This window comes from Catenulispora yoronensis (assembly GCF_039531695.1).
Taxonomy (GTDB): domain Bacteria; phylum Actinomycetota; class Actinomycetes; order Streptomycetales; family Catenulisporaceae; genus Catenulispora; species Catenulispora yoronensis.
In genome coordinates, this window is record NZ_BAAAQN010000002.1 from 98096 (window position 1) to 124995 (window position 26900).

The 26900-nt window shown below is 72.0% G+C and carries 28 protein-coding genes; 15 read left to right on the top strand and 13 right to left on the bottom strand.

Going from position 1 to position 26900, the window contains the following annotated elements; all coding sequences use genetic code 11:
- The first annotated feature begins 2 nt into the window (after positions 1–2).
- On the top strand, positions 3–524 hold the full coding sequence (locus ABD481_RS01865) for a hypothetical protein (protein WP_344663701.1): 522 nt from the start codon (positions 3–5) through the stop codon (positions 522–524).
- A 1-nt stretch (position 525) separates the two neighbouring features.
- Here ABD481_RS01865 and ABD481_RS01870 read toward each other — a convergent pair whose 3' ends face one another.
- Together ABD481_RS01870 and ABD481_RS01875 are read right to left on the bottom strand one after the other, a co-directional pair.
- The gene (locus tag ABD481_RS01870) at positions 526–1770 is read right to left on the bottom strand and encodes an RNA polymerase sigma factor (protein WP_344663915.1); all 1245 of its coding nucleotides are present in this window, start codon (positions 1768–1770) and stop codon (positions 526–528) included.
- A gap of 181 nt (positions 1771–1951) precedes the next feature.
- Positions 1952–2359 carry a YciI family protein gene (locus ABD481_RS01875; protein ID WP_344663702.1) on the bottom strand — a complete coding sequence of 136 codons (408 nt, stop codon included), beginning with the start codon at positions 2357–2359 and terminating at the stop codon, positions 1952–1954.
- Positions 2360–2559: 200 nt separating this feature from the next.
- On the opposite strand from ABD481_RS01875, the gene ABD481_RS01880 reads away from it, so the two are divergent.
- Together ABD481_RS01880 and ABD481_RS01885 are read left to right on the top strand one after the other, a co-directional pair.
- Positions 2560–2907 (top strand): PadR family transcriptional regulator, encoded by a 348-nt coding sequence (locus ABD481_RS01880; protein WP_344663703.1) that lies wholly within the window; start codon positions 2560–2562, stop codon positions 2905–2907.
- Positions 2904–3905 (top strand): permease prefix domain 1-containing protein, encoded by a 1002-nt coding sequence (locus tag ABD481_RS01885; protein ID WP_344663704.1) that lies wholly within the window; start codon positions 2904–2906, stop codon positions 3903–3905. The genes ABD481_RS01880 and ABD481_RS01885 overlap by 4 nt, the downstream gene beginning before the upstream one ends.
- Before the next feature lie 47 nt (positions 3906–3952).
- Here the strand turns inward: ABD481_RS01885 and ABD481_RS01890 are convergent, their stop codons facing one another.
- Positions 3953–5506: an MFS transporter gene (locus ABD481_RS01890; protein ID WP_344663705.1), complete on the bottom strand. Its 1554-nt coding sequence runs from the start codon at positions 5504–5506 to the stop codon at positions 3953–3955.
- A gap of 128 nt (positions 5507–5634) precedes the next feature.
- On the opposite strand from ABD481_RS01890, the gene ABD481_RS01895 reads away from it, so the two are divergent.
- A complete protein-coding gene (locus ABD481_RS01895; protein ID WP_344663706.1) occupies positions 5635–6138 on the top strand; it encodes a MarR family winged helix-turn-helix transcriptional regulator in 504 nt (167 codons plus the stop codon).
- Between the two features lie 551 nt (positions 6139–6689).
- On the opposite strand, the gene ABD481_RS01900 is transcribed toward ABD481_RS01895, so the two are convergent.
- From ABD481_RS01900 to ABD481_RS01925, 6 genes are all read right to left on the bottom strand, one after another.
- Positions 6690–7652 carry an alpha/beta fold hydrolase gene (locus tag ABD481_RS01900; RefSeq protein ID WP_344663707.1) on the bottom strand — a complete coding sequence of 321 codons (963 nt, stop codon included), beginning with the start codon at positions 7650–7652 and terminating at the stop codon, positions 6690–6692.
- Positions 7646–7972 carry a DUF2516 family protein gene (locus ABD481_RS01905; protein WP_344663708.1) on the bottom strand — a complete coding sequence of 109 codons (327 nt, stop codon included), beginning with the start codon at positions 7970–7972 and terminating at the stop codon, positions 7646–7648. The genes ABD481_RS01900 and ABD481_RS01905 overlap by 7 nt, the downstream gene beginning before the upstream one ends.
- A 123-nt stretch (positions 7973–8095) precedes the next feature.
- The gene (locus tag ABD481_RS01910) at positions 8096–8779 is read right to left on the bottom strand and encodes a hypothetical protein (RefSeq protein ID WP_344663709.1); all 684 of its coding nucleotides are present in this window, start codon (positions 8777–8779) and stop codon (positions 8096–8098) included.
- Between the two features lie 13 nt (positions 8780–8792).
- Complete coding sequence (locus tag ABD481_RS01915) at positions 8793–9257, bottom strand: helix-turn-helix domain-containing protein (RefSeq protein ID WP_425559094.1); 465 nt, start codon at positions 9255–9257, stop codon at positions 8793–8795.
- Positions 9258–9405: 148 nt separating this feature from the next.
- Entirely contained in the window at positions 9406–9888 is a 483-nt protein-coding gene (locus tag ABD481_RS01920; protein ID WP_344663710.1) for a hypothetical protein, read from the bottom strand.
- Between the two features lie 280 nt (positions 9889–10168).
- The gene (locus ABD481_RS01925; RefSeq protein WP_344663711.1) at positions 10169–11962 is read right to left on the bottom strand and encodes a S53 family peptidase; all 1794 of its coding nucleotides are present in this window, start codon (positions 11960–11962) and stop codon (positions 10169–10171) included.
- 180 nt (positions 11963–12142) lie between these two features.
- Here ABD481_RS01925 and ABD481_RS01930 point away from each other — a divergent pair, with 180 nt between their 5' ends.
- The 8 genes from ABD481_RS01930 (at position 12143) to ABD481_RS01965 (ending at position 20139) form a co-directional block, all read left to right on the top strand.
- A complete protein-coding gene (locus ABD481_RS01930) occupies positions 12143–12709 on the top strand; it encodes a dihydrofolate reductase family protein (protein WP_344663712.1) in 567 nt (188 codons plus the stop codon).
- A 166-nt stretch (positions 12710–12875) separates the two neighbouring features.
- A complete protein-coding gene (locus ABD481_RS01935; RefSeq protein ID WP_344663713.1) occupies positions 12876–13547 on the top strand; it encodes a DUF4097 family beta strand repeat-containing protein in 672 nt (223 codons plus the stop codon).
- 148 nt (positions 13548–13695) lie between these two features.
- Positions 13696–14058: a DoxX family protein gene (locus tag ABD481_RS01940; RefSeq protein ID WP_344663714.1), complete on the top strand. Its 363-nt coding sequence runs from the start codon at positions 13696–13698 to the stop codon at positions 14056–14058.
- 116 nt (positions 14059–14174) lie between these two features.
- Complete coding sequence (locus ABD481_RS01945; RefSeq protein WP_344663715.1) at positions 14175–14894, top strand: TetR/AcrR family transcriptional regulator; 720 nt, start codon at positions 14175–14177, stop codon at positions 14892–14894.
- Positions 14895–15345: 451 nt separating this feature from the next.
- Positions 15346–16629: a D-inositol-3-phosphate glycosyltransferase gene (gene mshA / locus ABD481_RS01950; protein WP_344663716.1), complete on the top strand. Its 1284-nt coding sequence runs from the start codon at positions 15346–15348 to the stop codon at positions 16627–16629.
- 10 nt (positions 16630–16639) lie between these two features.
- Positions 16640–17188: a type III secretion system chaperone family protein gene (locus ABD481_RS01955; RefSeq protein WP_344663717.1), complete on the top strand. Its 549-nt coding sequence runs from the start codon at positions 16640–16642 to the stop codon at positions 17186–17188.
- Positions 17189–17197: 9 nt separating this feature from the next.
- On the top strand, positions 17198–17953 hold the full coding sequence (locus tag ABD481_RS01960; RefSeq protein WP_344663718.1) for a phosphoglyceromutase: 756 nt from the start codon (positions 17198–17200) through the stop codon (positions 17951–17953).
- A gap of 149 nt (positions 17954–18102) precedes the next feature.
- Positions 18103–20139, top strand: a complete 2037-nt coding sequence (locus tag ABD481_RS01965; protein WP_344663719.1) for a GTP-binding protein — start codon at positions 18103–18105, stop codon at positions 20137–20139.
- Between the two features lie 342 nt (positions 20140–20481).
- Here ABD481_RS01965 and phoU read toward each other — a convergent pair whose 3' ends face one another.
- Positions 20482–21135, bottom strand: coding sequence for a phosphate signaling complex protein PhoU (gene phoU / locus ABD481_RS01970; RefSeq protein WP_344663720.1), 654 nt, complete (start codon positions 21133–21135; stop codon positions 20482–20484).
- Between the two features lie 194 nt (positions 21136–21329).
- Here phoU and ABD481_RS01975 point away from each other — a divergent pair, with 194 nt between their 5' ends.
- The 3 genes from ABD481_RS01975 (at position 21330) to ABD481_RS01985 (ending at position 23946) form a co-directional block, all read left to right on the top strand.
- Complete coding sequence (locus ABD481_RS01975) at positions 21330–22481, top strand: sensor histidine kinase (protein WP_344663721.1); 1152 nt, start codon at positions 21330–21332, stop codon at positions 22479–22481.
- Positions 22482–22521: 40 nt separating this feature from the next.
- Positions 22522–23202, top strand: a complete 681-nt coding sequence (locus ABD481_RS01980) for a response regulator transcription factor (RefSeq protein WP_015796763.1) — start codon at positions 22522–22524, stop codon at positions 23200–23202.
- Between the two features lie 129 nt (positions 23203–23331).
- Positions 23332–23946: a hypothetical protein gene (locus tag ABD481_RS01985; RefSeq protein ID WP_344663722.1), complete on the top strand. Its 615-nt coding sequence runs from the start codon at positions 23332–23334 to the stop codon at positions 23944–23946.
- Between the two features lie 106 nt (positions 23947–24052).
- On the opposite strand, the gene ABD481_RS01990 is transcribed toward ABD481_RS01985, so the two are convergent.
- The 3 genes from ABD481_RS01990 to ABD481_RS02000 form a co-directional block, all read right to left on the bottom strand.
- Positions 24053–25060, bottom strand: a complete 1008-nt coding sequence (locus tag ABD481_RS01990; RefSeq protein ID WP_344663723.1) for a hypothetical protein — start codon at positions 25058–25060, stop codon at positions 24053–24055.
- 85 nt (positions 25061–25145) lie between these two features.
- Complete coding sequence (locus tag ABD481_RS01995; protein WP_344663724.1) at positions 25146–26084, bottom strand: hypothetical protein; 939 nt, start codon at positions 26082–26084, stop codon at positions 25146–25148.
- Complete coding sequence (locus ABD481_RS02000) at positions 26078–26800, bottom strand: hypothetical protein (protein WP_344663725.1); 723 nt, start codon at positions 26798–26800, stop codon at positions 26078–26080. Before ABD481_RS02000 ends, ABD481_RS01995 begins: the two co-directional genes overlap by 7 nt.
- Positions 26801–26900 lie beyond the last annotated feature (100 nt).

Here is a 26900-nt window from a genome sequence, read left to right on the forward strand (position 1 = left end):
CCATGACTCTGCGAACCCTGATCCGGACCGCCGCCCTGGCCCTGTCCGCGGGCACGGTCGTCGCCGGCGCGGCGCCGGCCTACGCCGGCTCCCCCTGCAACGGCCTGATCCGGCTCACCATCACGCACAACGGTCCGATCCTGGTCGACGACAACGGCCTGGAGTACGACATGATCGTCACCAACCACGGGCCCAACACCGCCACCAACGTCGTGGTGCGCACCACCGGCTGGGAGTGCCAGGGCCACACCTGGTCGGCGGCCTCCTGCAAGCGGATCCCGGACCGCTACGACCCCACCAAGCCGATGTCGTTCGACATGACCCTGGACCCGATCCCGCCCGGCGGCCACGCCGAGTTCCCGATCGTCACCACCATCCCCGACGAGAACGGCGGCACCATCCGCACCACCTCCGAGGTGGTCTCCAGCGACCAGTTCGACACCGGGTCCGTCCCCGGGTCCTGCAACGACGGCTGGCACCCGCAGCCGGACTGCATGTCGGACGTCGTGACGCTGAACAGCTGACTCAGCGTTCTGCCTTCCCGCACGCGGTGGCGCGCGCCAGCAACAGCGCGCGCTCCCGGGTGTTGGCGGTGAGCTCGGCGGCGCGTTCGAACTCGGCCCGGGCCTCGGAGTAGCGCCCCAGCCGGTGGAGCAGGTCGCCGCGCACGCTCGGGAGCAGGTGGTAGCCCTGCATGGCGCGCAGGCCGACCAGCGCCTCGGTGATCTCCAGCCCGGCCGCCGGACCGTCGGCCATGCCGACCGCGACCGCGCGGTTGAGCTCGACCACGGGGGAGCGGGTGCGGTGGACCAGGCGGTCGTAGAGGTCGGCGATCAGGCGCCAGTCGGTGGCCTCGGCGGTGCGGGCCCGGGCATGGCAGGCGGCCAGGGCGGCCTGCAGGTGGTAGGGGCCCGGCTCCCCGACCGCCGCGTACACGGCGTCGGCCCGCGCCAGCGCCGTCAGCCCGCGCTCGATCTGCGACCAGTCCCACTTGGCCCGGTCCTGGTCCAGCAGCAGCACCGGTGCGCCGTCCGGGCCGGTGCGGGCGTGGCGGCGCGAGTCCTGGATCTCCATGAGCGCCACCAGGGCGTGGACCTCCGGTTCGGCCGGCATCAGCCCGGCCAGGACGCGGCCCAGGCGCAGCGCCTCGGCGCAGAGGTCGGCCCGGAGCCAGTCGTCGCCGGCGGTGGCGGCGTAGCCCTCGTTGAAGATCAGGTAGACCACCTCCAGCACCGATTCCAGGCGCCGCCGGCGCTCCGGGCCGTCGGGGGCCTCGAACGGGACGGCGGCGTCGGCGAGGGTGCGCTTGGCGCGGACGATCCGCTGCGCGGCCGTGGCCTCGGAGACCAGGAACGCGCGGGCGATCTCCGGGGTGGACAGCCCGCCGAGCACGCGCAGCGTCAGGGCCACGCGCGCCTCGGCGGACAGCACCGGGTGGCAGGCGGTGAAGACCAGGCGGAGCAGGTCGTCGTCGATGGCCTCGTCGGACCCGGCGTCGAGCGCGTCGAGGTCGGGTTCGTAGGCCTCGCCGTCGATCTCCAGCTCCCGGCCCAGCTCGCCGACCTTGCGGCGGAGGGTCTCGGCGCGCCGGAACTGGTCCACGGCGCGCCGCTTGGCGACCGCGGTCAGCCAGGCGCCGGGCCTGGTCGGCACCCCATCGGCCGGCCATTGCTCCAGCGCCGCGACCAGCGCGTCCTGCGCCAGCTCCTCGGCCAGGCCGAGGTCGCCGGTGTAGCGGGCCAGGGTGGCCACGACCCGCGCGGACTCCATCCGCCAGACCGCCTCGACGGTGCCGGCGGTATCGGCGGTATCGGTGGCCCCGGCGGCCGTTGTGCCCGCCGCCGCTCCCGCCGTTCCCGCCGCCGCCCTCGTCCCTGTCGCCTTCGCCACCCGGCCAGTCTGGCAGGCGGGGACCGCGCCCGGCCGGAGCCCGGCCTCGCCGTCCGGTCCACTACTCGCCGAGCTGCTGCTCGGCCTCGGTCAGCGCCGCGGTGAACTCCGGCCCGAGCTCGGCCGGGTCGAAGATCGGCCGCACCTCCAGCGTCACGCATCCGCCGAGCGGCGCCCGCTTCACCCATTCCAGCGCCTCCGCCATCGACGAGGTCTCCAACAGCCAGTAGCCCGCCACCAGTTCCTTGGCCTCGGTGAACGGGCCGTCGATGACCGTGCGGCGCTCGGTGTCGTCGAACCGCACCTTGGCCGCGGCCGACGTCGGCTTCAGACCCTCGGCCGCGAGCAGGACTCCGGCCTTCGCCAGCTGCTCGTTGTAGGCGGTCATGGCCGCGACGATCTCCGGCGGCGGCATGGCCCCGGCCTCGGACTCGGGGCCGCCGGGCATGAGGACCATGAACTTCGGCATGGCAGTGCTCCTCGGTCGTGACGTCGGGACGCGGATCGGGCTGGTGGCTCCAGCCTTCCCGAGGACGTCGGACGGCGCCCACCGGAATCGACAACCGTTCCGGCGAATCGGGGAACCGGGCGTGGATCCGGCGAGCCCGGCGGCGGTCGGCCGGGCGCCGGGGTTGATGCCGAGGAATCCTAAGCCTAGGATTTCTAGGTATGAGCCAGGACCTGATCCGCGGACATCTCGACGGCCTGGTGCTGGCCGTCCTCAGGGGCGGCCCGACCCACGGCTACGGCCTCATCGAGGCCCTCCGGGACCGCAGCGGCGGTTTCTTCGACCTGCCCGAGGGCTCGGTCTACCCGGCTCTGCACCGCCTGGAGCGGGCCGGACAGGTGGCCAGCGGCTGGTCGGAGGTCGGCGGCCGGCGGCGCCGGGTGTACGCGCTGACGACCGCCGGACGCCGTGCGGCCGAGCAGCGGCAGAACGACTGGCGGTCGTTCTCGGCCGCCGTGGAGCGGGTGTTCGGAGCGGGCGGCCCGACGGAGCGGACGGTGGCGTCATGACCTATCGATCGATCGAGTCCTACGTGGACGACCTGGCCTGGCGGCTGCGGGTCGGCCGGCGCGGCCGGCGGCGGATCGCCGACGAGGTGACCGCGCACCTGGCCGACCTGGTCGCCGAGGAGGAGGCCGCCGGGCTGACGCCGCAGGCCGCCACCCGCGCCGCGACCGCGCGGTTCGGCTCGCCAGAGCGGATCGCCGCCGAGTTCAACCGGGACAGTGCCCTGCACAGCGCGCGGACCGCGGCCTGGACGCTGACTGCCTGCGTTGCCATGGCCTTCGTCGCCGCCGGGTTCGCGCTGCGCGGCGGCGCTCCGGCGCATCCGTGGCCTGACGGCCGCCTCTACTACGCCGTCCCGGCGCTGCTGGTGCAGGTCGCCATCTTCTGCGCGGGGACGGCGCTGCTGCTGTCGGTCGTGGCGCCGTGGCTGCTCGGCGGGCCGCCCCAGGGGCTGGCGACCGCCGCGCGGGCGTTGGCGGCGGCCACGGTGGTGCTGATCCCGGTCGCGGTCGTGTCGGCGGGCAACATCGTCGGGGCGGGCCGGCTCGTGGGGACGCTGTCCGCGTTCGTGGCGCTCGGCGTGCCGGTCGCGACCGTGTTCAGTGTCAGGGCGCTGTTGCGCGCCGAGCCGTCGGAGGGCGTGGCGACGCTGGACGTCGTCGCCGACTGCTGCGAGGCCCTCGCGCGGCGCTGGACCTGGTCGGCGCGGCTCTACTCGCTGGTGGTCGAGCGCTGGACGGAGGCCGTCGAGCGGACGCCGCGGCTGATCTCCTGGCTGGAGCTGCGCCGCCATCCGTGGCGGGCCGCGGCCGTCATCTCGTTCGCGGCCGGGTTCACGCTCAAGCTCCCGGACCAGCTGACCGGCGACTTCGACTTCCCGGCGGTCGCGATCGAGGCGGTCGCGGCGTTCACCGGATTCGCGGTGTTCGGCGGGCTGCTCGGCCTGCGGTCGCGGATCCGGGCGCCGGGACCCCTCGACGCGCTCGGCGCCGAGGGGTGAGGGCTGGGGCTTGGGGCAGGGGCTGAGGCTGAGGCAGGGAGCCGGGGTCAGGATGTGGTCGGTACGAGATCCTGGTCGGTGCTGTCGGTGCTGTCGGTGCTGTCGGTGCTGTCGGTGCTGCCGGCCGGCTCGGTCCGGTCGGCCGGGTCGGGTGCGACCGCTGATTCGGCCGCTTCCGGCGCGTTCCGGTCCGACCGCAGCAGCCCGACCGTCACCACGAGCGCGGCGGCCAGCAGCGCGACCCCGATCGTGAACGCCACCCGGTAGCCGCCGGCCAGCGCGTCGGCCGTGCCGCGGCCCTCGGCCAGCAGATCCCTGGTCCGCCCGGCGGCCAGCGTCGACAGCACCGCCGCGCCGGTGGCGGCCCCGATCTGCTGCGTGGTGTTGAACAGCCCGGAGGCCAGCCCGGCGTCCTGCGGGCGGACGCCGGTCATGCCCAGCCCGGCGGCCGCCGGCATGGCCAGGCCGCCGCCGCCGATCAGCAGCATCGTCGGCAGCAGGTCGGTGGCGTAGGCGGCGTGCACCGGCAGCCGCAGCAGCAGCGCCAGCGCGGCGGTCAGCAGCACCAGGCCGGCGATCATCACGGCCCGGGCCCCGAACCGGGCGATCAGCCGCGCCGACACGCCCAGCGCGACGGTGCCGATCGCCAGCGCCGCCGGCAGCATCGCCAGGCCGGTCTTGGTGGCGCCGTAGCCCAGCACCTTCTGCATGTCCAGGGCCACCACGATCTGGAAGGCGAACATCGCCGAGATCATCAGCATCTGCACCAGGTTCGCGCCCGCCACGGCCCGCGAGCGCAGGATCCGCAGCGGCATCAGCGGGTCGGCCGCCGTGGCCTGGCGGACGAAGAACCCGGCCAGCAGCAAGGCGGCCAGCGCGCCGAGGCCGAGCGTGCGGCCCGAGCCCCACCCGTGGTCCGCGGTGCCGACGACGGTGTAGATCGCGAGCATCAGCCCGGAGGTGACCAGCAGCGCGCCGAGCACGTCGACGCCGGCGCGCAGCCCCCGGCCGCGGTCGTCCGGGATCGCCTTCCACGCGCCGATCAGCGTCAGCACCCCGATCGGGACGTTGATCGTGAAGTTCCAGTGCCAGTTCAGCGACTCGGTCAGCACCCCGCCGAGCACCTGCCCGATCGAGGCCCCGGCGGCGCCGGTGAAGGCGAACACCCCGAGCGCCCGGGCCCGCTCCTTCGGCTCGGTGTAGAGCGTCACCAGGATGCCCAAGCTCACCCCGGAGGCCGCGGCACCGCCGATGCCTTGCAGGATCCGGGCCACGACCAGGGCCGAGGGGGAGTCCGCGACGCCGGCCAGCGCCGAGGCGGCGACGAACACCGCGGTCCCGGCCAGGAACATCCGCTTGCGGCCGACCAGGTCGCCGAGCCGCCCGGCGAGCAGCAGCAGGCCGCCGAAGGCCAGCAGGTAGCCGTTCATCACCCAGCTCAGCCCGGCCGGGGAGAAGCCGAGGTCGGCCTGGATGGTCGGCATCGCGACCGTCACGATGCTGCCGTCGAGCACCGCCATCAGCGCGCTGGCCGCGATGACGGCCAGCGCCAGGCGCTGGGCGCCGGCCGGGGAACCTGACGTGCCTGACGTGTGGGACATGGGATCACTCCTGGGGACCGGGAAGACCGGGGACGCGAACAGGAACGACGTTAGCGGATAGTTTTGAAGTAGACAATCTTTCTCGGGAAGATCTATCGGAAGAGTTCTGCCGGAGTAGACTGGCGGCCATGACCTCTCTGGCCCCCGCGTTCTCCGGCGACATCGCGGACTGCCCCTCGCCGGACCTGTCGTTCCTGCTGGACCACACCTCCCACGTGCTGCGCACCCGGATGGCGGCGGCGCTCGCCGAGGTCGGCATGACCGCGCGCATGCACTGCGTGCTGGTGAAGGCGCTGGAGGAGGAGCGCACGCAGATCCAGATCGCCGAGATCGGCGACATGGACAAGACCACGATGGTGGTCACGGTCGACGCGCTGGAGCAGGCCGGACTGGCCGAGCGGCGGCCGTCGGCGACCGACCGGCGGGCCCGGATCATCGCGGTGACGGACGCCGGCGCGGAGATGGCGAAGCGGAGCCAGGCGGTCGTGGACCGGGTGCACGCCGAGGCGCTCGGCTCGCTGCCGGAGGAGCTGCGGCCGGTGCTGCTGGAGGCGCTGACCCTGCTGGCGCGGGGCCATCTGGCCGAGCCGGTGGAGAGCCCGGCGGGCGCGCGGCGGGCGCGGCAGGTGTGAGGAGCCCGATGGGTGCGCGCCGCGGCTGGGCGTCCCAGGCTTGCCCGTGCCGCAGCGCGTCACGACATCAGAGCACGCGTTGGTTAAGGCGTCTTTAAAGAAGGGCCGGGAAGCGGGAAAACACCGAACCGGATGACCGGTCCGGGGCGCCGGAACGGCCCTGCACACCAAACCGCCCGTCCGGCGTCACCGCTGCTCAGGGAGGAGGGCTGAGCGGTCTCGCCGGACGGACGGTCCGGGTCTTGCGTCCCACACACATACACACACACGCCAGACGCCGCGAACGGCGCCCCCACCGGTCCACCCACCGCCAGGTCTTCAAGCCTTGACCCGACGCCCCGGTCCGTCAGGACCGGGGCCCAGCGTGGCCGTCTCGTCAGCAGCCACACCGTCCGGGAGTCGGGCTCTCCCGGGTTTTTCGGGGGTGAGACCACTATGGCCCGGCCGCCCCTGGGATTCGCTGAGACGGCTGTGAGAAAACCCTGAGAAATGAAATCGCAGGTCGACGCCGGGAAATGACGGTGCCTGCGGAGGGCGCGCGGTGCCGCCGATCAGCTCCGGACCGGGTCCGCGCCGAGCGGATCGCGGAGGAAACCGGCCATCAGATCCCTGAGTTCGGTGCGATGGCCCCACAACGCGCCCTGCTCGTCGAAGACCACCAGGCGCGCGGTCGGCAGCGCGGCGGCGACCTGGCGGGCGATCGCGGACGGATGCGCGGTGTCGCCTTCCTGGCCGATCACCAGGACCGGGGCGCGGACCTCGTGCAGCCGGGGCAGGTCCGCCGGTTCCAGCGGCACGGCGGCGGCCAGCGGGAGCCAGCGGCGGGGATCGTCGCCGCTGGCGGCGAGCTCGGCGAGCAGCTCCTTGGCGCGGCGCGCGGCCCAGGTGCGGGCCACGAGGCCGGTCCGGACGGCGGTCGGTTGAGTGCGCAGCAGCGCGGCGGCCACGCCGTCGGCGTCGCCGGCCGCGAGGCGGTCGGCCAGCGCGCGGTGCGGGGCCACGGACTCGGGGGCGCGGGGGACGTCGGCGACGGCCGGGAGGTACAGCACGACGCGCTCGAAGCGGCCGGGGTCGCGGGCCAGGATCCGCAGCAGGGTCGCGGCGCCGAGCGAGACGCCGACGGCGGCGGTGGCGTGTTCGTGGTCGGCGACGGCGAGCGCGGCGGCGGCCAGGGCGTCGTAGGAGAGCGGGTCCGGGCCGGTGGAGCGGCCGTGGCCGGGGAGGTGCACGAACACCTTGCGGCCGGGCAGGCCGGAGGCCAGGGGCCGGGTGTCCTGGATGGAGCCGGCCAGGCCGTGGAGGAAGAGGGTGGTCGGAGGGTGGGGGCCGTCGGGGGCCGGGCTGCTCGGGACCGGGCTGCTCGGGACCGGACGGCTGGAGACCGGGCTGCTGGAGACCGGACGGCTGGAGGCCGGGCCGCCCAGGACCGCGTATTCGGCGATGTATTCGGGCGCGGCGCCGGCACCCTCCGGGCCGGCGTACGAAAGCGTCAGTGTGCGGAGCGCGGTCACCACGGCCCGTAGGGGCCCTGGCGCTGGTTGTCCCGGCGGTTGCTGCCGGAGACCTCCTTCAGCGCCGGGCGGACGTCGACCCAGTACACCATCGCGACGACCACGCCGATGATGGTGAACAGCAGGCCCAGCAGCAGGTTCGCGGCGACCGCCACGGTGAGGATGATCAGCCAGCCCTGCTTGGTGAGCTTGCCGGCCGCGCGGTAGGCGTCCTCGCGCTTGCTGGCGGCGTCGATCAGGACGACGATCTGCCCGACCAGCACCGCGAGGGAGATCAGGGAGACGAAGCTGTGGAGACCGTCGCGCAATGCGGAGCCGATCATGCCGTCGTCCTCCTCCTTGTCACGTCGATGAGGGTTTCGGGCCCGGGGGCCCGCCGTTCGTCATGGTTCAACGTACGCGACCGGCGGGCGCGTTCCCACTTCTGGGCCTCGGGCTTCCGGGGCTCAGGCCTGGTCGGCCTTCTTGGCCCGGGAGGCCGTGGACTTGCGGGCGGTGGCCTTCGGCGCGGCCTTGGGCGCCGCCTTCGGGGCCTCGGCCTGGGGCTCGTCGGCCAGGAACCCGGCCTTGGCCTCGGCCTTGTCCCCGGCCTTGTTCTCGGCCTGGGCGGCGTCCTCGGTCTCGGCGAGGTCCTCCACCACGACGGTGACCGACTCGACGGTGACGCCGCCGGCCCGCTCCTGCTCGACGGTCACGACCTCGACCTCGCTCGTGCGCCCGGCCAGCACCCGGTCCACGATCGACTTGCCGCGCTCGGAGTAGCCGTCGTAGGTCTCCACGGCCTTGCCGGCCACTTCGAGGGCCCGGCCGACCTGCATCAGCAGCAGCGTCTGGGCCTTCTCCCGCGCGGCCCGCAGATCCGGCTCGGCGATCCTGCCGCGCAGCGCCTTCGCGTCGTCCTGCCACTGCCCCAGCGCGATCTTCGACTGCACGGTCTCCGCCACCCCGGCGACCCGCCCGGCCACCGACGTCGCGACCTCCCCGGCCTTGGCCGAGGCACCCGACAACCGCGCCGGCGCGTCCTTGATGGCCTCCACAGCCGCGTCCCCCACCCCGGCCGCGAAGTAGAACGGCTTGGGGTTGCTGACGGTGGTCGTGACGGACTTCCGCGCACTGTCCACAAGATTCATGTCATGCCTCGATTCACTGCTGGTCGGGCCCGGAGGGCCCGGCGTCGGATGATTCGTGGGCGCCCTCGACCCGGAACGCCTCATAAATGTCGAGCAACACACTCTTCTGCCGCGCGGAGAGCCACCGATCGGCGGCCACGGCCTCCCGCACGCCACCCGACTCCCCACCGGTCGCGGTCCTACCGGTCGCCGCTCCACCGGTCGCCGCCTCGCCGACGCCGTCACCGGCATCCACGCTGTCCAGCAACCCCGCCTGCACATAGAGCGTCTCCGCCGAGATCTGCAAAGCCCGCGCAAGCTGCTGCAAGATCTCCGCACTGGGCTTGCGCAACCCCCGCTCGATCTGACTGAGATACGGGTTCGACACCCCGGCCGCCTGCGCCAACTGCCGCACCGAGTACTGCGCATTGCGCCGCTGCTCGCGGATGTACTCGCCGAGCGGTTTGATCGGGAGGGCTCCCAGGGGGTTGTGGGGCATGAGACCAGCGTGACACGGGGGTGCTTGCAATTGCAAGCGGGTGCTAGCTGGTGTGATGCAGGGCACTGGGCGGCCCGTCACGGTAGCCGGACAGTCGGCGGGAGACCGTGGATCCCATGGTCGGCGGCCGGGAGCCGGCGGCGGTGCGTCAGGTCTTCCGGTAGCGCTTGGCCAGATTCGGGTCGCTGAGCCACCAGGGTTCGCCGGGCGCGGTGTCGGCGGCCTTGTCCTCGGCGCGGTCCAGGGCTTCGGCGGCCGGCGAGAGGGCGGATGTGCGGAGGTAGAACCATGATCCCGGGATGGCGAAGAAGGCGAGGATGACGGGTAGGGCGGCCAGTGGTCCGCCCACGTAGGCGAGGGTTGCTCCGGCCATGACGGCCAGCAGGCCCAGTCCGGGGTGGATGCCGGCGTGGAGGTGTTGCCGGCTGCCTTCGGTGACGGTCAGCGCGACCTGCTTGGAGCGACCCGCGCCTCCGGAAATGCGGAAGTGGTGTTCGCCGGGCTCCAGGGTCAGGTCCAGTGACGTTCCTTGGCGGACCTTGCCCGCCGTCGTTCCGTCGACGCCGACCCGCATGCGGCCGGAGCGGCCGAAGTCCGCGCGTGCGGCGATGACGGTCACAGTGCCCGGCATGGTGTGAGGTTCCCTCCCTGGTGTGGTCCCCGGCGCCGGGGTTCGACGCGTGACAGTATCGATGATCCGGTCGCGTCGATAGGGCATGCTCGGCGTCATGGATGGCGTCGAGGTGGTGGACCGTGTTGCGGGACGGGTGTTCTTGGCTCGACGCGATGGAGCAGCGCACTCATATCGGCTACCGATGGTGGAGCCGGGAGGAGCTCCGGGCGACCGGCGAGACGTTCTATCCCGTCGAGTTGCCCGGGCTCATGCCCGACCGTGAGACATCCGGTACCGATCAGCGAGACGCCTGACGCAGCCCGCTGATAAACGCGTCGCCGTTCGGCGTGCCCAGTCCGGTCATCGTGTCGTAGCCCTTCGCCAGGACCTGCTGAGTCTGGTGCGGGTCCTGCGCGCCGAACACGTCGAGCCCGGGGCCGGAGCCGTCGGCCGGTGGCAGGTAGGCGGCCCGGTTCTGCTGCGGTGCGGAGGTGTTGAGCGGGAGCATGTCGTGCAGCGATGCGGTGCCGGCGAGGCGGTATAGCAGTGGGTTGATGAATCCGTACGGAGATGCTTGGCCCTGCTCCGCGTCCGCGATCAGGCCTGCGATCAGCGGGCAGGCCAGGCTGGTGCCGGCGTTCGGCTGGGACTGGTACGGCCCGGGATGCGTGTCGTCGCCGGTCTGGATGTAGCCGACGAGGAAGCCGGTGTCCGGGTCCGCGGCGGCGGCGAGGTCGGGTACTGCGCGGTTGGCCACGGTCCGTCCGCCGACGCGGACCTGGGCCATGGGCGTCGGCACCACGCCTCGCTGATACGCGGGCTGCCCGTACTCCAGGCTGACGCCGCCCCCGCCGCCGCTGATGCCCTGGCTGGTCCATGTGTTGTCGGCCAACGACGCGTAGTCGGTCGACCAGCCGGTCTCGAAGACCCGGTCGTTCCGCGCGCCGATGCCCAGCGTGGTGCCGCCGACCACGGTCGCGTACGGGTCGGACCCGGTCATGGTCAGGCCCGGCGTGTCGCCGGAGACGAAGTACATGCCGACGCCCTCAGCCGCGGCGCGCAGGTCGATCGCGTGGATGATCGACGCGGGCTCGAAGCCGAGGGGGATCTGCCACGAGTTGGACACGATGCTGGCGCCGGGACGGTCGCCGTCGCCGATCAGCACCGACAGCGCGGCGTTCAGCAGAGCCTGGTCCTCGTCGCAGCCTCCGCCGACGACCATCAACTGGTCGGCGTCGGGCGCCATCGCGTAGAGCGCTTCGGAGTCCATCTGGGCCTCGTCGTCGACGGCGACTCCCTGCGCGGCGTGCGCGGTATGCGCGGTATGCACGACGTGCGCGCCGTCAGCATCAGCCCCAGCGCCGCAGTCAGCACCTGCCTGTACCTGACGGAACTGCTCCCGACGCGGCGCGGGCAAGTGATTGTTCTTCGCATACTCGGTCAGCGTCGTGAACATGGCCGCCGGAGCAGCGCCCTCGGTCAACGCGACGGTGACGCCCTTCCCGGTGTTCGCCGACGACGCGCCGTACGCGGCGCGGATCTGGTCGGCCGAGTACCCGCAGACCGGCAACGATCCCTTGCCCAGGCCCTGATACGCCAGCTGGAAGCTCTGTACGTGTTCTGCCCAGAACTTCGAGCAGCCGGGCGAGGAAACAGGAGCCGTTGTTGCGGCGCTGCCGCCACCCAGCCCGGTAACGCCCAACACATCCGCCGCAAGCGAAGCAGGCACCGTCAGTTTCGACACCGCCCCGGAGGCCGATACGTAGTCCCGACCGCTGCTGACCCGCACCTGACCCAGGCCCGACTGCGTCAGCCAGTCGGCGACCGCCTTGGCCCGCGCGACCGAAGCGCCGAACCGCTCCGTGTAGGCCTTCGGGCTGAGATACCGGTGAAATCCGACCCCGCCAGGTGTGGCCGCCGCATCGGCGAACGCCGTCGCGCCTGCCAGATCCGGCGTCAACCACACCTGCACCTGCGTGTCGGCCGCCTGGGCGTCGCCGGACGCTCCCACGGCCGCACCGCCCGCCGCCAGCACCACAGCGGCTGCGCACCGTGCAGCCTTGGCCACCTTGCTCGTGTTGTCCGTGTCCACTCTTCACCAACGCTGTCGGCCCCACCGAGGTTGATCACAACCACCCGGACGGCTCAACGCGGAGATCTGATCGGCGGTCGAGCGCACGACCTCCGCCGACGTGTCAGAACCGCACGTCATGATGACGGGTGGCCGATGCCCCATGGCTCCCAGACACCCCCCGACAACGGAGTTCTGATCATGCGGACGCTCATCGCGACAGTCTTCAACTACTCCCTCGACGGCCTCCTCGCCGACGAGGGCACGGAGTTCTTCAGGTTCTGCTTCGACCAGCCCGAGAACAGCAATCCCGACGACCCCGGGCACCTGGAGTTCCTCCGGAGCTCCTACGCCCACGTCATGGGCCGCAAGACCTATCTGGACATCTTCGAGGCCATGACCAAGAACTATCCCGACCACCCCTTCGCCGAGTTCCTGACCGCCGGCCGCAAGGTCGTCTTCTCCCGCACCCTGAAGACGGCCGAATGGGCCAACACCACCATCGCCGACGGCCCCGTGACGGAGGAGATCGACAAGCTCCGGCAGGGCGGCGACGGCCACATCATCGTGTGGGGCGGCGTCTCCCTCTTCCGGTCGCTCATGCAGCTCGACCTGATCGACGAGCTCACTGTGAGCATGTTCCCTTACATCGCCGGCGAGGGCACCAGGCTGTTCGACGGGATCCCGCACTCCTACGCGCTCGAACTCGTCTCCAGCACTCCCTCGCCCAGCGGGATCGTCGAGCTGCACTACCGCAGGCGCCGCTGACTGGCTGATGCAACGTTGCGTTCCTCGTCATCGTTGTTGCAACGATTATAGGCGTCTGGCCTGGGATTTCATCGATACTGTGCAACGAAGCTGTTGCCAGATCAATGAATGCAACGTAGCGTTTCCACTGTCAGAAAGCAGCAAGCGCCGACAGAGGAGCAGAACGATGCAGACCTTCCAGACCCCCGCCGCCATCACCGCGATCCTCGACATCCCCGCCGGCCGCATCCAGCTCATCGCCGCCGACCGCACCGACACCGCCGTCGAGGTCCGCCCCGCCGACGCCGCCAAGAGCCGCGACGTGAAGCTGGCCGAACAGGTCACCGTCGAGTTCACGGACGGAGTGCTGCGCGTCGCGGCCGCGCCGCCCAAGCACAAGCTCCTGGGCCACAACGGATCGGTCGAGGTCACGGTGAAGCTGCCGGCCGGGTCGGCGGTGCGGGCCAGGACCTCCGCCGGCGACATCCGCGGCGTCGGCCGACTCGGCGACGTCACCGCCGAGACCGCGCAGGGGCCGATCAAGCTCGACGAGACCGCTGCGGCCACGCTGACGGTCCTGGACGGCGCGGTCACTGTCGGCCGCCTGGGCGGCGCCGCCGAGATCTCGACCCAGCGGGGCGACATCACCGTGGCCGAGGCCGTCACCGGCACGGTCACGTTGACCAGCCAGCTGGGCAACCTGAGCATCGGCGCCGCGCCCGAATCCTCGGCCACGCTGGACGCCGGCACCACGATGGGCCGCGTCACCAACGCCCTGAAGAACTCCGAGGGTGCCGCCGCCGAGCTCACCATCCGCGCCACCACCGCCAAGGGCGACATCACCGCCCGCAGCATCTGACGAGCGCCGCACGCGCGCAGCGCATGCAAACGCCATCGACACAGGGCCGCCGGAGCACCCCTCCGGCGGCCCTGTGTCACGTCCGCGCCGCCTGTCTCGTCCCGGATCCGGTAACCGGGATCACGATGAGGAAGGCGCCGGAGAACTCATGAACGTCGCACTGTGGATAGCCGCTGGACTGTTGGCCGCGGTCGCCCTTGTCGGCGGTGCCGTCAAGGTGGCGATACCGAAGGCGAAGCTGGCCGCGCAGCGGGGCGGGGAGTGGACGCAGGGGATCAGCGCCGGGTCGATCAAGGCGATCGGGGCGCTGGAGGTGCTGGCGGCCTTCGGGCTGGTGCTGCCGCGGCTGCTCGACATCGCGCCGGTGATGGTGCCGGTCACCGCGGTGTGCTGGATGGCGCTGATGGTGGGGGCCACGACGCTCCACGGCCGGCTGGGGCAGGGCAAGCTGGCGATGGTGACGGCGGCGTACTTCGGCCTGGCCGTGTTCGTGGCGGTGGGGCGGTTCTGAGCACGGTGTTCGGCGGGGCAGTTCTGAGCACGGTGCCCGGCGGGGCCGTTCCGATTCCGACCCGCCGACCGGCGGCGTTCGTTGACCGATCGGGTCGGTCACTTTAAGTTCGTGCCATGCGCGGACGACTCCCGGCCCGGCCGTTGGGCGAGGTGGCGGACGCCGCGGTCCGCGTCTTCGCGGCCAAGGGCTTCCGGCCCGCCGGGATCTCCGATGTGGCCAAGGCGCTGGGGCTCAGCCATGGCGCCGTCTACACCTATGCCGACAGCAAGCAGGCGCTGCTGTATCTGGCGTTGCTGCGGGTGCTGGACCCAGCGGCCGTCGACGCGCTGACGCCGCCGGTCACCGCCCCGTCGCCGGACAAGGTGGTGGCGCTTCTCCGGGACTGGGCCGCGGCTCGCAGCGGATTCGAGCCGGTGGCCGAACTGCTCGCGCGGCCCCCGGCCGGCTCGCGGGCCGCCGCCGAGGTCGAGCTCGGCCAGGTCGTCGACGGCGTCTATGGCTTCGTCGAGGGCAACCGCGTGGTGCTCCAGCTGTTCGCCCGCTGCTCCGAGGATCTGCCGGAGCTGGCGCAGTGGTACTACGTCGACACCCGCCGTGGCCTGCTCGAACTGCTCGGCGGCTACCTGCGGACCCGGATCGAGGCCGGTCTGCTGCGGCCGGTGCCGGACGTCGCGGTCGCCGCGCGCTTCGTCATCGAGACTGTGGCATGGTTCGCGATGCACCGGCACGGCGATCCCGACTCGGCGGCGATGCTCGGCGACGAGGAGTGCCGTCGTTCGGTGCGCGACCTCGTGACCGCCTCGTTCCTGCCGCGTGGAGCTGTGACGACGTAGGCGGCGTTCGGTGCTGTCACCCAATTTGCGCGCGGTTTCCGCAGCTCACGCCGCCCAACACGGCGTGTAGTCGAGATGTAGGCATTCTCCTTACGTGGCTTTGACATCGGACATGCGACGCTTAGAGCCCTCCGAGGGAGCCCGACCCTCGGCGGTGTGCGAGTGCAGACCCGCGCGCCTGCCCGGCCCCGTTCCGTTCACGTCCCCGCGTGCACGGTATGCGGGGTCGGGCTTCTCTTTTCTCCCCTCGCTCTCCTCATTTTTCCCGGACGTCTTTTTTCTCCCGCCGCCGAGCCACGTAAAGTCGTCCGACGATCGGACCATCGGCGGGGTGGTTCCGGGCCGCCGCCGGCGGCTCCGGGAATGCGCCGCCGACGGTCCGCTGTTGTGACGTTGGCGGCCCTTTGCCGTCGGTCTTCCCGTAGAACCCCGATGGAGGAGGTAGCGCGCCGTGGAAACGCTGCCCAGGCGTGTAGCGCTCCTGTCCGTGCACACCTCCCCGCTGCACCAGCCGGGGACCGGTGACGCCGGTGGGATGAACGTCTACATCGTGGAGCTGTCCCGGCGGCTGGCCGACCTGGGGATCAAGGTGGAGATCTTCACCCGGGCCACCACCGGCGCGCTGCCGCCGGCCGTGGACCTGGCCCCGGGCGTGCTGGTGAGACATGTCACAGCCGGCCCCTACGAGGGCCTGTCCAAGGAGGACCTCCCCGGACAGCTGTGCGCCTTCACCTCGGGCGTGCTGCGCACCGAGGCCATGCACGAGCCCGGCTACTACGACCTGATCCACTCCCACTACTGGCTCTCCGGCCAGGTGGGCTGGCTGGCCAAGGAGCGCTGGGGCGTCCCGCTCATCCACTCCATGCACACCCTGGGCAAGGTGAAGAACGCCGCGCTGGCGCTCGGCGACGACCCCGAGCCCACGGCCCGGCTGGTCGGCGAGGACCAGGTGGTGGACGCCGCCGACCGGCTGATCGCGAACACCGACCAGGAGGCCTCGGAGCTGGTCCGGCTCTACGGCGCCGACCCGCTGCGGGTGTCGACCGTGAATCCCGGCGTCGACCTGGAGCGGTTCCGCCCCGGCGGGAAGCTCGCCGCGCGCAAGATGGTCGGCCTGCCGCAGGACGCGGCGGTCCTGCTGTTCGTCGGGCGGATCCAGCCGCTGAAGGCGCCGGACGTGCTGCTGCGCGCCGCCGCCGAGCTGATCGGCCGGGATCCGGCGCGGCGGGAGAAGCTGGTGGTCGCGGTGGTCGGCGGGCCCAGCGGGTCGGGGCTGGCCGAGCCCACCCATCTGCACCGGCTGGCCCGGCGGCTCGGGATCGCCGACGTCGTGCGGTTCGTCAAGCCGGTGGACCAGACCCGGCTGGCCGACTGGTACCGGGCGGCCGACATCGCCGTGGTGCCCTCCTACAGCGAGTCCTTCGGCCTGGTCGCGATCGAGGCCCAGGCCTGCGGCACGCCCGTGGTGGCGGCCCGGGTCGGCGGCCTGGCCACGGCGGTGGCCGGGGGTCAGTCCGGGACCCTGGTGGCCGGGCACGACCCGGCGGACTACGCGACCGCCGTCGCCGAACTGCTGGACTCGCCGCGGATGCTGGGGGAGTACGGCGCCTTCGCGGTGCGGCACGCCGCCCGGTTCGGGTGGGCGGCCACCGCCGCCGCCACCGCGCAGGTCTACAGCGACTCGATGGAGGATCTGCGGCTGGCCCGGGTTAGCGAGCTCTACGCCGGGCAATAGGCTCGGCATCATGGGTGGTGATCGAGAAGGCCTCAAGGCCGCCGCGCGCGCGGCGGTGCTGGACGCGCTGGCCGACGCCGGCCTGGAGCCCGAGCGGCCCGACGAGGGCTCGTTCGTGGTCCGGCTGCCCGGCGAGCACAAGCTGTGGACCACCTGCTCGCTGGTGGTCGGCGACCACACGCTGTCGCTGAACGCGTTCGTGGCCCGCCGCCCGGACGAGAACCACGAGGGCGTCTACCGCTGGCTGCTGGAGCGCAACACCCGCCTGGGGTCGCTGGCCTTCGCGCTCGACCGGTTGGGCGACGTCTACCTGGTGGGCCGGCTGCCGCTGGCGCAGATCACCCCGGCGGTGGTGGACCAGCTGCTCGGGGAGGCGGTCGCGGCCTCCGACTCGTCCTTCGACCAGCTGCTGGAGCTGGGCTTCGCCTCGGCGATCCGGCGCGAGTGGGAGTGGCGGACCGCGCGCGGGGAGTCGCTGGCGAACCTGGCGGCTTTCCGGCATCTCATCGAGCGGACACCCGGGGCCCACGACGAGAGTTCGGACGAAGCGCCCAAGTAGGCTGGCCGCATGACCGCCGAATACCGTCTCATCCTGCTCCGCCACGGCGAGAGCGAGTGGAACGCGAAGAACCTGTTCACCGGCTGGGTGGACGTCAACCTCACCCCGAAGGGCGAGGCCGAGGCCGTGCGCGGCGGCGAGCTGCTGCGCGAGCGCGACCTGCTGCCGGACGTGGTCCACACCTCGGTGCAGAAGCGCGCCATCCGCACCGCGCAGCTGTCCCTGGAGGCGGCCGACCGGCACTGGATCCCGGTGCGGCGGAGCTGGCGGCTCAACGAGCGGCACTACGGCGCGCTCCAGGGCAAGGACAAGGCCGCGACGCTGGCCGAGTTCGGCGAGGAGCAGTTCATGCTCTGGCGCCGCTCCTACGACGTGCCGCCGCCCCCGCTGGCCGACGACGACGAGTACTCGCAGTTCCACGACGCCCGCTACGCGGCCCTGCCGACCGAGGCGCGCCCCCGGACCGAGTGCCTGAAGGACGTCGTCGGGCGCATGCTGCCGTACTGGTACGACGCGATCGTGCCGGACCTGCGGGTCGGCAACACCGTACTGATCGCCGCCCACGGCAACTCGCTGCGGGCGCTGGTGAAGCACCTCGACGGGATCTCCGACGCGGACATCGCCGGCCTGAACATCCCCACCGGCATCCCGCTGCTCTACACCCTGGACGCGGACCTGCGGCCGACGGCGGCCGGCGGGGAGTACCTGGACCCGGAGGCGGCGGCGGAGTCCATCGAGGCTGTGAAGAATCAGGGGAAGAAGTAGCCCCGCGCCAAAACCAGTTGCTGTACCGGTGCCGCCGTGCGAGTCTGCGCGGCGGCACTGTCGTTTCACGAGGAAGGGCACGGGCATGCGCCGACGCTTCGAATTCTCCGTTTCCCCCATGGATCGAGTCTTCGAGGTCGCAACCCATCGTGCCTACCGTGAACATCGGGATCCTCGCGCATGTCGACGCGGGTAAGACCAGCCTGACCGAGCGTCTGCTTTTCGAGACCGGCGTGATCGCCCGGCTCGGCAGCGTGGACGCCGGGACCACACAGACGGACCGCGGCGAGATCGAGCGCCGCCGCGGGATCACCATCAAGTCCGCCGTCGCCGCCTTCGAGGTCGGCGACCTACGGGTGAATCTCATCGACACCCCCGGGCACTCCGACTTCGTCGCCGAGGTGGAGCGGGCGCTGGGGGTGCTGGACGGCGCCGTCCTGGTGCTGTCCGCGGTCGAGGGCGTGCAGGCGCATACGCGGCGTTTGATGAAGACGCTGCGGCGGCTGCGGGTGCCGACACTGCTGTTCGTGAACAAGGTCGACCGGGTCGGGGCCCGGGAGGCGGAGCTGCTGGCGGACGTGCGCCGGCTGCTGACTCCCGCGGCCGTGGCGGTGAGCGCGGTCGAGGGGGTGGGGACCAGGACCGCGGTGGTGCGGCCGGCGGCGCTGGCCGACGGCGACGCGGCCGAGCGGCTGGCCGAGCGCGACGACGGGATCCTCGCGGCGCTGGTCGAGGACCGGGTGCCGGGGGAGCGGGAGCTGGGAAAACGGGAGCTGTGGGAGCGGGAGCTGTGGGCCGCGCTGGCGGCGCAGACCGCGCGGGGCGAGGCGTATCCGGTGTACTTCGGGTCGGCGATGACCGGGGTCGGGGTCGGGGAGCTGATCGCCGGGGTGCGGGAGCTGCTGCCCCGGGCCGGCGGGGACGCCGAGGCGGCGTTGCGGGGCACGGTGTTCGCCATCGAGCGCGGGCGGGCGGGGGAGAAGACGGCCTACGTGCGGGTGCACGACGGGGTGCTGCGGGCGAGGGACCGAACGGAGTACGGGACGGTTACGGGTTTGGAGGTGGTGGGTGTCGGGGGGTCCGGGGGTGGGAGGGGCGGGGGAGCTGGTGCTGGTGCTGGTGGCGGTGGGGACGCTGGCGGTGGCGGTGCTAGTGGTGGCGGCGCCGGCGTGGCCGGGCCGGGGGACATCGCCAGGATCCGAGGACTGGGCGGCCTCCAGGTCGGCGACCGGTTCGGGGACGACCCCGAGGGCCGGTCGACGGCCGCGGTCCGCTCCGATTTCGCGACCCCGAGCCTGGAGACCGTCGTCCGCGCGGCCGACGGCGACGCGACCCGCCTGCACGCCGCGCTGGTCGAGATGGCCGATCAGGACCCGCTGATCAACACGCGCGCACGACCCGGCGGCGAGAGCTCGGTACTGCTGTACGGCGAGGTCCAGAAAGAGGTGATCGCGGCCACGCTGGCCGAGGAGTACGGCGTCGAGGCCGTGTTCGAGGCGAGCCGAACGGTCTACACCGAGCGCCCGATCGGCGTCGGCGAGCACCGGGAGGACATGAACCACTACCCGAGCACCCGCTTCCGGGCGACGCTCGGATTCCGGGTCGAACCGGGACCGACGGGGAGCGGCCGGGTCTTCCGCTACGAGACCGAGCTCGGAGCGCTCCCGCCGGTGTTCCACCGCACCACCGAGGAGACCGTACTCCACGCACTGGAGCAGGGCCTGGACGGCTGGGCCGTGACCGACGTGGCGGTGACCATGGTCCACAGCGGCTTCTGCTCGGTCACGAGCGTCGCGGGCGACTACCGGAAGCTGGCACCGTTCGTACTGATGCGGGCACTGGCGGCGGCCAGGACCACGGTCCACGAACCGTGCCACGCCTTCGAGCTCGACATCCCGGCCGACACGGTGTCCCCGGTGCTGTCCGCGCTGATCGCCCACGAGGCCGAGATCGAGGCCTCGGAAGGCGGCACAGCGACCTGGACGCTACGCGGAAGCCTCCCGGCGCGAACGGTGCAGGAGATCGAGAAGGTCCTGCCGGGCCTCACCCGCGGCGAGGCGGTCTGGCTGTCGCATGCCGCCGGCGACCGACCGGTACGGACCCGGCCCGAAGCCCGGGCACGGACCGACGGGAACCCCGGCGACCTGGACGCCTACCTGCGCTATTTGGCGCTGGAGAAGGGCTGAGCCGGAGCACCGCCGAAGCAAAAGCAAAACAGCACTCAGCCGGAGCAGCGCTGAGCCGAGGCAAAACTGGGCAGAGAGCAGGCCGCGCCGATGACCTGACGAACCGGAAACCAAGACCGAACCGGAAACCAAGACCGAGCCGAGCCAGCGCCGAGCCGGAGCACCAAGCCCCGACCGAAGCGCCGACCAGCCCGACGAACAGCGGCGACACGCCGCCGACCCCCCGGCCGGCGGCGTGTCGCCGCTGTTCGTCGGTCCACCGCTGTTCGTCGGTGCGCCCCGGTCGTGGGTGGGCGCCCCAGTCACGGGCGCGCACCCCCAGTCGCGCCCGGGCGCCGTCCGTCAGGTGGTCGGGTCCGGGTGCTCGCCGGTCACCAGGAAGACCATGCGCTTGGCCACCGACACGGCGTGGTCGGCGAAGCGCTCGTAGTAGCGGCCGCAGAGGGTCACGTCGACGGCGGTCTCGGTGCCGTGCTTCCACTTGTCGTCCATCAGCGACTTGAACAGGCTGCGGTGCAGGCGGTCCATCTCGTCGTCCTCGGCCTCCAGGGCCAGGGCCGCCTCGACGTCGCGGGCCGCGATGATGCTGCCGACCTTGGCGACCAGCTCCTCGGCGATCGAGCCCATCTCGACGATGGTGCCGCGCAGCTCCGGGGGGATCGCGGACTGCGGGTAGCGGCGGCGGGCCACCTTGGCCACGTGGCGGGCCAGGTCGCCCATGCGCTCCAGGTCCGCGCTCATCCGCAGGCTGGTGATGATCGTGCGCAGGTCGCCGGCCACCGGCTGCTGCCGGGCCAGCAGGTCGAAGCTGGTGTCGTCCAGGGCGTGCTGGAGCTGGTCGACCTGGTCGTCGGCGGCGATCACGGACTCGGCGAGGGTCAGGTCGGCGTCCAGCAGCGCGGTGGTGGCGCGTGCCATCGCCGAGCCGACCAGCCGCGTCATCTCGACCAGGCTCCCGCTGATCGAGTCGAGTTCCTCGTGGAAGGCGTCGCGCATGGGGTTACCGCTCCTGTCGTCGCTGCTTGGGTCGTCGGCTGTGCGAACGGACCCTACTCTGGTCCGTCCAGGCAACCCGCGCCAATGCCTCCGGTGAATCGACGGGGTCTGGAAAGTGAACTCTTGGCCACCTGGGTGCGGCGGAATGATCCGTGGGAGTGTTGGCGGTGTTCCACGCCTTTACTGTTGGGGATGTGAACGTCAATGCTGCGACCGCCGGGCTGGCCGCGCTGATCGGTCTGGGTACCGGGGTCAGCGGGGCACTGGCCTTCCGGTTCAGTGAGAGGGAGCGCGTGGGTCCACCCGAACCGCCGAACGACGACCCGGTGCCGCCCGGCGTGGCCGCCGTGCTGCAGGTGCTGCGCAGCTCGGCCGTCGTGCTCGACGCCAGCGACGCCGTGGTCAAGGCCTCGCCGGCGGCCTACGCCATGGGCCTGGTCAAGGCCCGCAGCCTGACCTCGGCCGAGCTGCTGGACCTGGCCCGGCAGGTGCGCCGGGACGGGGAGATACGCCAGGTCGAGATGGACCTGCCGCACGGCGCCAGCTCCACCCTGCACTCCACGGTCCGGATCGCGCCGCTGGGCGCCACCCTGGTGCTGGTGCTGGTCGAGGACCGCACCGAGGCCCGGCGGGTGGACGAGGTGCGGCGGGACTTCGTGGCCAACGTCTCGCACGAGCTGAAGACCCCGGTCGGCGCGCTGTCGCTGCTGGCCGAGGCCGTGCAGTCGGCCTCCGACGACCCGGAGGCGGTGCGCCGGTTCGCCGCCCGGATGCAGCAGGAGGCGCACCGCCTGACCTCGCTGATCCAGGACCTGATCGACCTGTCCCGGGTGCAGATCGACGCCCCGCTGGCCGCCTCGGCGGACAAGGTGTACGTCGCCGCGGTGGTGGCCGAGGCGCTGGACCGCAGCTACGAGGCCGCCGGGGCGCGCCGGATCGAGCTGGTCGCCGACGCCGAGGAGGACGTCGCGGTGCGCGGCGACCGGACGCAGCTGGCGGCGGCGCTGGGCAATCTGGTGGAGAACGCGGTCAACTACTCCCCGGAGGAGACCCGGGTGGCGGTGACCGTCAAGCGCGCCGGCGATCTGGTCGAGATCGCCGTCACCGACCAGGGCATCGGGATACCGGAGCGCGACCTGGAGCGGATCTTCGAGCGGTTCTACCGCGTCGACCCGGCGCGGTCCCGCGCCACCGGCGGCACGGGGCTGGGCCTGTCGATCGTGAAGCACATCGCCGCGACGCACGGGGGCGAGGTGACGGTGTGGTCCTCCGAGGGGAACGGGTCCACCTTCACCCTGAAGCTGCCGGTCTGCGTCGAGGAGCGCGATCTGGCCCGCGCCGGATGAGCACGCAAACCATGTACATACCAAGTGGGAGGACCCCGAAGTGACCCGTGTACTCGTGGTCGAGGACGAGGACTCGATCAGCGACCCCCTGTCCTACATGCTGCGCAACGAGGGCTTCGAGGTGGCGGTCGCCGACACCGGCCCGGCGGCGCTGGAGGAGTTCGACCGGCACGGCGCGGACCTGGTGCTGCTGGACCTGATGCTGCCCGGGCTGCCCGGCACCGAGGTCTGCCGGCAGATCCGGGCCAAGTCCAACGTCCCGGTCATCATGCTCACCGCCAAGGACAGCGAGATCGACAAGGTGGTCGGCCTGGAGCTGGGCGCCGACGACTACGTCACCAAGCCGTTCTCGGCCCGGGAGCTGGTGGCCCGGATCCGCGCCGTGCTGCGCCGCCAGGCGGCCAGCGACGAGCCGGACGGCGGGGCGCTGGAGGCCGGCCCGGTGCGGATGGACGTGGACCGGCACAAGGTCACCGTCGACGGCCGCCCGGTGGAGCTGCCGCTGAAGGAGTTCGAGCTGCTGGAGATGCTGCTGCGCAACTCCGGCCGGGTGCTGACCCGGATGCAGCTGATCGACCGGGTGTGGGGCGCGGACTACGTCGGCGACACCAAGACGCTGGACGTGCACGTCAAGCGGCTGCGCGCGAAGATCGAGCCGGACCCGGGCACGCCGGTGCACCTGGTGACGGTGCGGGGTCTGGGGTACAAGTTCGAAGGCTGATCGCGGACGCGGTCGCGGGCTCCGGTCGATGACCGGGGCCCTTGGTCTTTTCCGGTGCCGATGGCCGGGCGCCGCGGCCCTCAGCGCGCGGACACCGGCCCTCAGCGCATGGAAACCGTCCGTCAGCGCGTGGACATCGACGGCGGTGGCACGGTCGAGGTGCCCCCCGACCGCGAGCCCATGACCGGTCCGGTGGGCGACGGCGAGCTGGTGCTGCTGTGCGGCGTGCTCGGCGGCGTGGCCGTCGGCTTGGGCGCCGTGCTGGGCTGCGCCTTGCCGGTGCTGCCCGTCGGCGGCTTCGCCGAGCTTTTCGACGCCGGAGCCGGCGAGTCGTTGATCGACCCGGCCTCCCGGCCCGAACCCTGCGACGAGGATCCGGCCGGGTTCGCCGACGAGGGCTGCGACAGCGGCGCGCCGCCCGGGGACAGGTCGTCGGCACTGCGGGAGCCCGAGCCCGAGCCGGCGCCGGCGGTCGACCCGGCGGCGCTGTTCGTCAGCTGGCCCGGCGGCGAGCCGGCGCTGCTTCCACAGGCTGCGCAGCAGGCGCAGACAGCGCAGACCAGGGCCGCCGCGACTGCGGTGGCGGCGGCCCTGGCCGGTGCGACGGTCCCCCGGTTCGGCATGGATGCCACTGTAGCCAAGACGGGCAGGCATGCGGGAGGGACTCGTCGGCGTGCACGCTGTGTGCGGCGCGACTGCTCCACCGTATCCGCCCGGGACGGCTTTTCGCTTGATAACAGGTGAAAATCAGGGGTTCTTCACTCGAAAGTGGATTCCGGTGGATCTGTTCCCTGCGTCCCGGCGAGCGCACGTGATCAGTGATCGTACCGGACCACCGCTGGAGGATCGCTCAAGGCTCCCGGCGGAAGAAGTCGTACAGGGCCAGGCCGACAAAGAGCACGATGATCAGGACCCCGACGATGACGACGGGCAACCCGGCCGAGGACGACAGCGAGAACTGCCGGGGCAGCGTCGCGACGAACGCGCCGAACACCGAGCCGAACATCGCCAGTGCGAGGTTGAACGGCGTCCGGCCGTTGATCGGGCGCTTGCCGGTTCCGTTTCCGGTTCCGTTCGCGGGGCCGCCTCCGCCTCCGCTCCCGCTCCCCGCGCCCGCACTCGCACCCGCACCCGGGTCCGTCCGCCGCCGCAGCCGCGGATCCGTCCCCGGGCCCGACGCGGGCCAGACGGCGTACGGGTCCGGATCCGGCGCGGGCGACTCGACCAGCCGCTGCCCGCTCAGCGTCCGGAACATCTGGCCCCGGCTCAGCGTGCCGGCGTCGATGACCCGCACCGCCTCCGGCGGCGCCAAGTCCTGCACGGCGCGGTAGACGGCGTCCAGCGCCGCGGGCCCGTCGGCGTTCCGGGCCGGCTTCACGATCAGCAGCAGCGCGGGCACGCTGTCCGGGAACAGCGTCCAGGTGGCGGTGATCCGGCCGGCCCCGGCCGGCTTCCCGACCCGCCGGATCCCGGCCAGGTAGTCCACCACGTGCGGCGGCGGCAGATGGAACACGACGTCCGCCTCGGTCCCGAACGGGATCGGCCGCGGCCGCAGCTGGTCCACCTCCCCGGCCTGGATCGCCACCGGATCGGCGGACGCCTTGTCGATCACCAGCCCGTGGTGCGGCGGTACCAGCGCCAGCACCGCGTCCGCCGCCTTCGGCGCGGCCGGTCGCGCCCCGCTGGGCGCGTCGGCGGCGTCGCTGCTCCTGGTGGTGGAGGCGATGACGTAGATCCCGGGCCCGAGCGCGGGATCGCGCACCGTGGCCGGCCGCCCCGCGGCCGTCAGCCACACCGTCAGCCGCTCCAGCGGCAACGGCGGCCTGGGGCGCCACAGGCGTTCGTCGGCAGCGGTCACGGCGACTCCTTCCGCGTCCGGTCCGGTGTACGCCGGCTGCTTCAGTGATATCAGGGGACGCCGTGACTGCGCGCGCGTCGGGCGCTCATCCGTTGGTGGTCTGCCCCTCCTGGATGGTGATGGTCGCGGTGTTCGCGGTGCTCGTGATCGGCTGCGGCGCGCCCGGGACGCCGTTCTGCGTGATGACCAGCGTCCACGAGGTGGTGACCTCGATCGTGTAGTCCCCCGGGGTGGTGAAGGTGAAGCCGCAGTCCGGGTCCGGGGAGGCGGCGGCGCCCTTGTCCGGCGTGTACTCGTAGTCCGAGGTGCAGTGCAGGGGGGTTCTGACCTCGGCGCCGCCCTTGAGGATCTTCCAGTCGGCGGAGACGAAGGTGCGGACGCCGCTGACGTTGCCGGCGTAGCGGCTCTGGGTCGAGGTGTCGAGGTTCTTCGTCCACAGCCAGATGTTGGTGTTGATGTAGCCGATGGCGGTCGGCCCGGTGCCGCCCTTGGGCTTGCCGGGCGGGGCCATGCCGAGGTCGGGCATCGTGATCTGGAGCTCGTTGGTGATGCGCTCCACCGGGTTCGGCCCCGCGCAGTAGCCGACGCAGGGGCCCGCGATCTCGACCGCGCCGGCGTACTGCGGCGGGAAGTGGTCGCAGTCCTCCCACTGCATGCGGTAGGTGGCCGGGTCGTAGCTGCCCCAGTGCGGGTCGTCGAGCGGCGGCTGCGGCACCATCGGGGTGATGTAGCAGCCGCCGCTGAAGGTCCACTCGTGGTAGGAGCAGGCGTAGGTCTTGCCCTTGTAGACGATGGTGCCGCCGGAGTTGCAGTCGATGCTGACCCCGGTGCCCTTGCCGCCCCCTCCGCCGCCGCCCTGGTCGCCGCCGAAGACGCAGGTCTGCTGGCCGTTGGAGCCCAGCACCCATTGGCAGTCGTCCGCGCGGGCGCCGGGCGCGTTGGCGAAGGTCACCGTCAGCATCGCGGCCACCAGGGCCACGACCGCGGTCAGGGCGTGCAGCCGTCGTACCGATGCGTTCAGCATGTCTTCTTCGATTCCGGTGTCACGGCGTTGACGCGCCATTTGCCGTCAGCGCCCAGGTGGACCTTGTAGACATTGGGATACGCGGTCTTGTTCGGCGTCTGGGCGGGCTGCCCCTTCTTGGCGCCGGTGGCGAAGACCAGGAAGAACTTCGTGTCGTCGGTGCAGGTGGTGATCGTCACGACCGGCGGCTTGGCGGCGCTGTCCAGCTTCGCGTCGGTGACCTTCACGGTCTCGGTGCCCTGCTGGTTGACGCTGAGCCGCCGCTCCTGCGCCACGAAGTCGTTCATCAGCGACAGCACCGTGCCGTCCGCGTACTTGGCCAGGTCGTTGCTGTCGTGGGCCTTCACGCCCATGTCGTGGATGACGGCCGTGTAGTTCTGGAAGGCCGTCATCGCCGCGGCGATGCTCGGGTCGCCCGGCACGCTGGCCTGGTACGACCATCCGGCGGAGCTGGTGGCGACCGCCTTCGGCGCGGCCGCCGCGCCGGGGGCGCTGGACGAGCCGGCGGCGCTGGTGGAGCTGGACGCGGTCGTCGTCGGACTGCCCGACGTGCCGGTCGCCGAACCGCTCGCCGGGCCGCTGGTGGCGGTGTTCGCCGCGCCGGCGGGCGCGCCCAGATCGGCCGGCTTCTGGCTGCTGGAGCAACCCGCCGCCGCCAGCAGCAGACCCGCGCCGAGAACGGCTATGAGCCCCTTGTTCACCCGGTTCCGCTTCATGAGCACCACCTTCGATTCCCCCGTTGTCGTCTATGGCTTCGCGTCGTCGCGTTTCGTCGTGTCGCGTTGCGTTTCGTCGTGTCGTGTCGTGTCGTAGCGC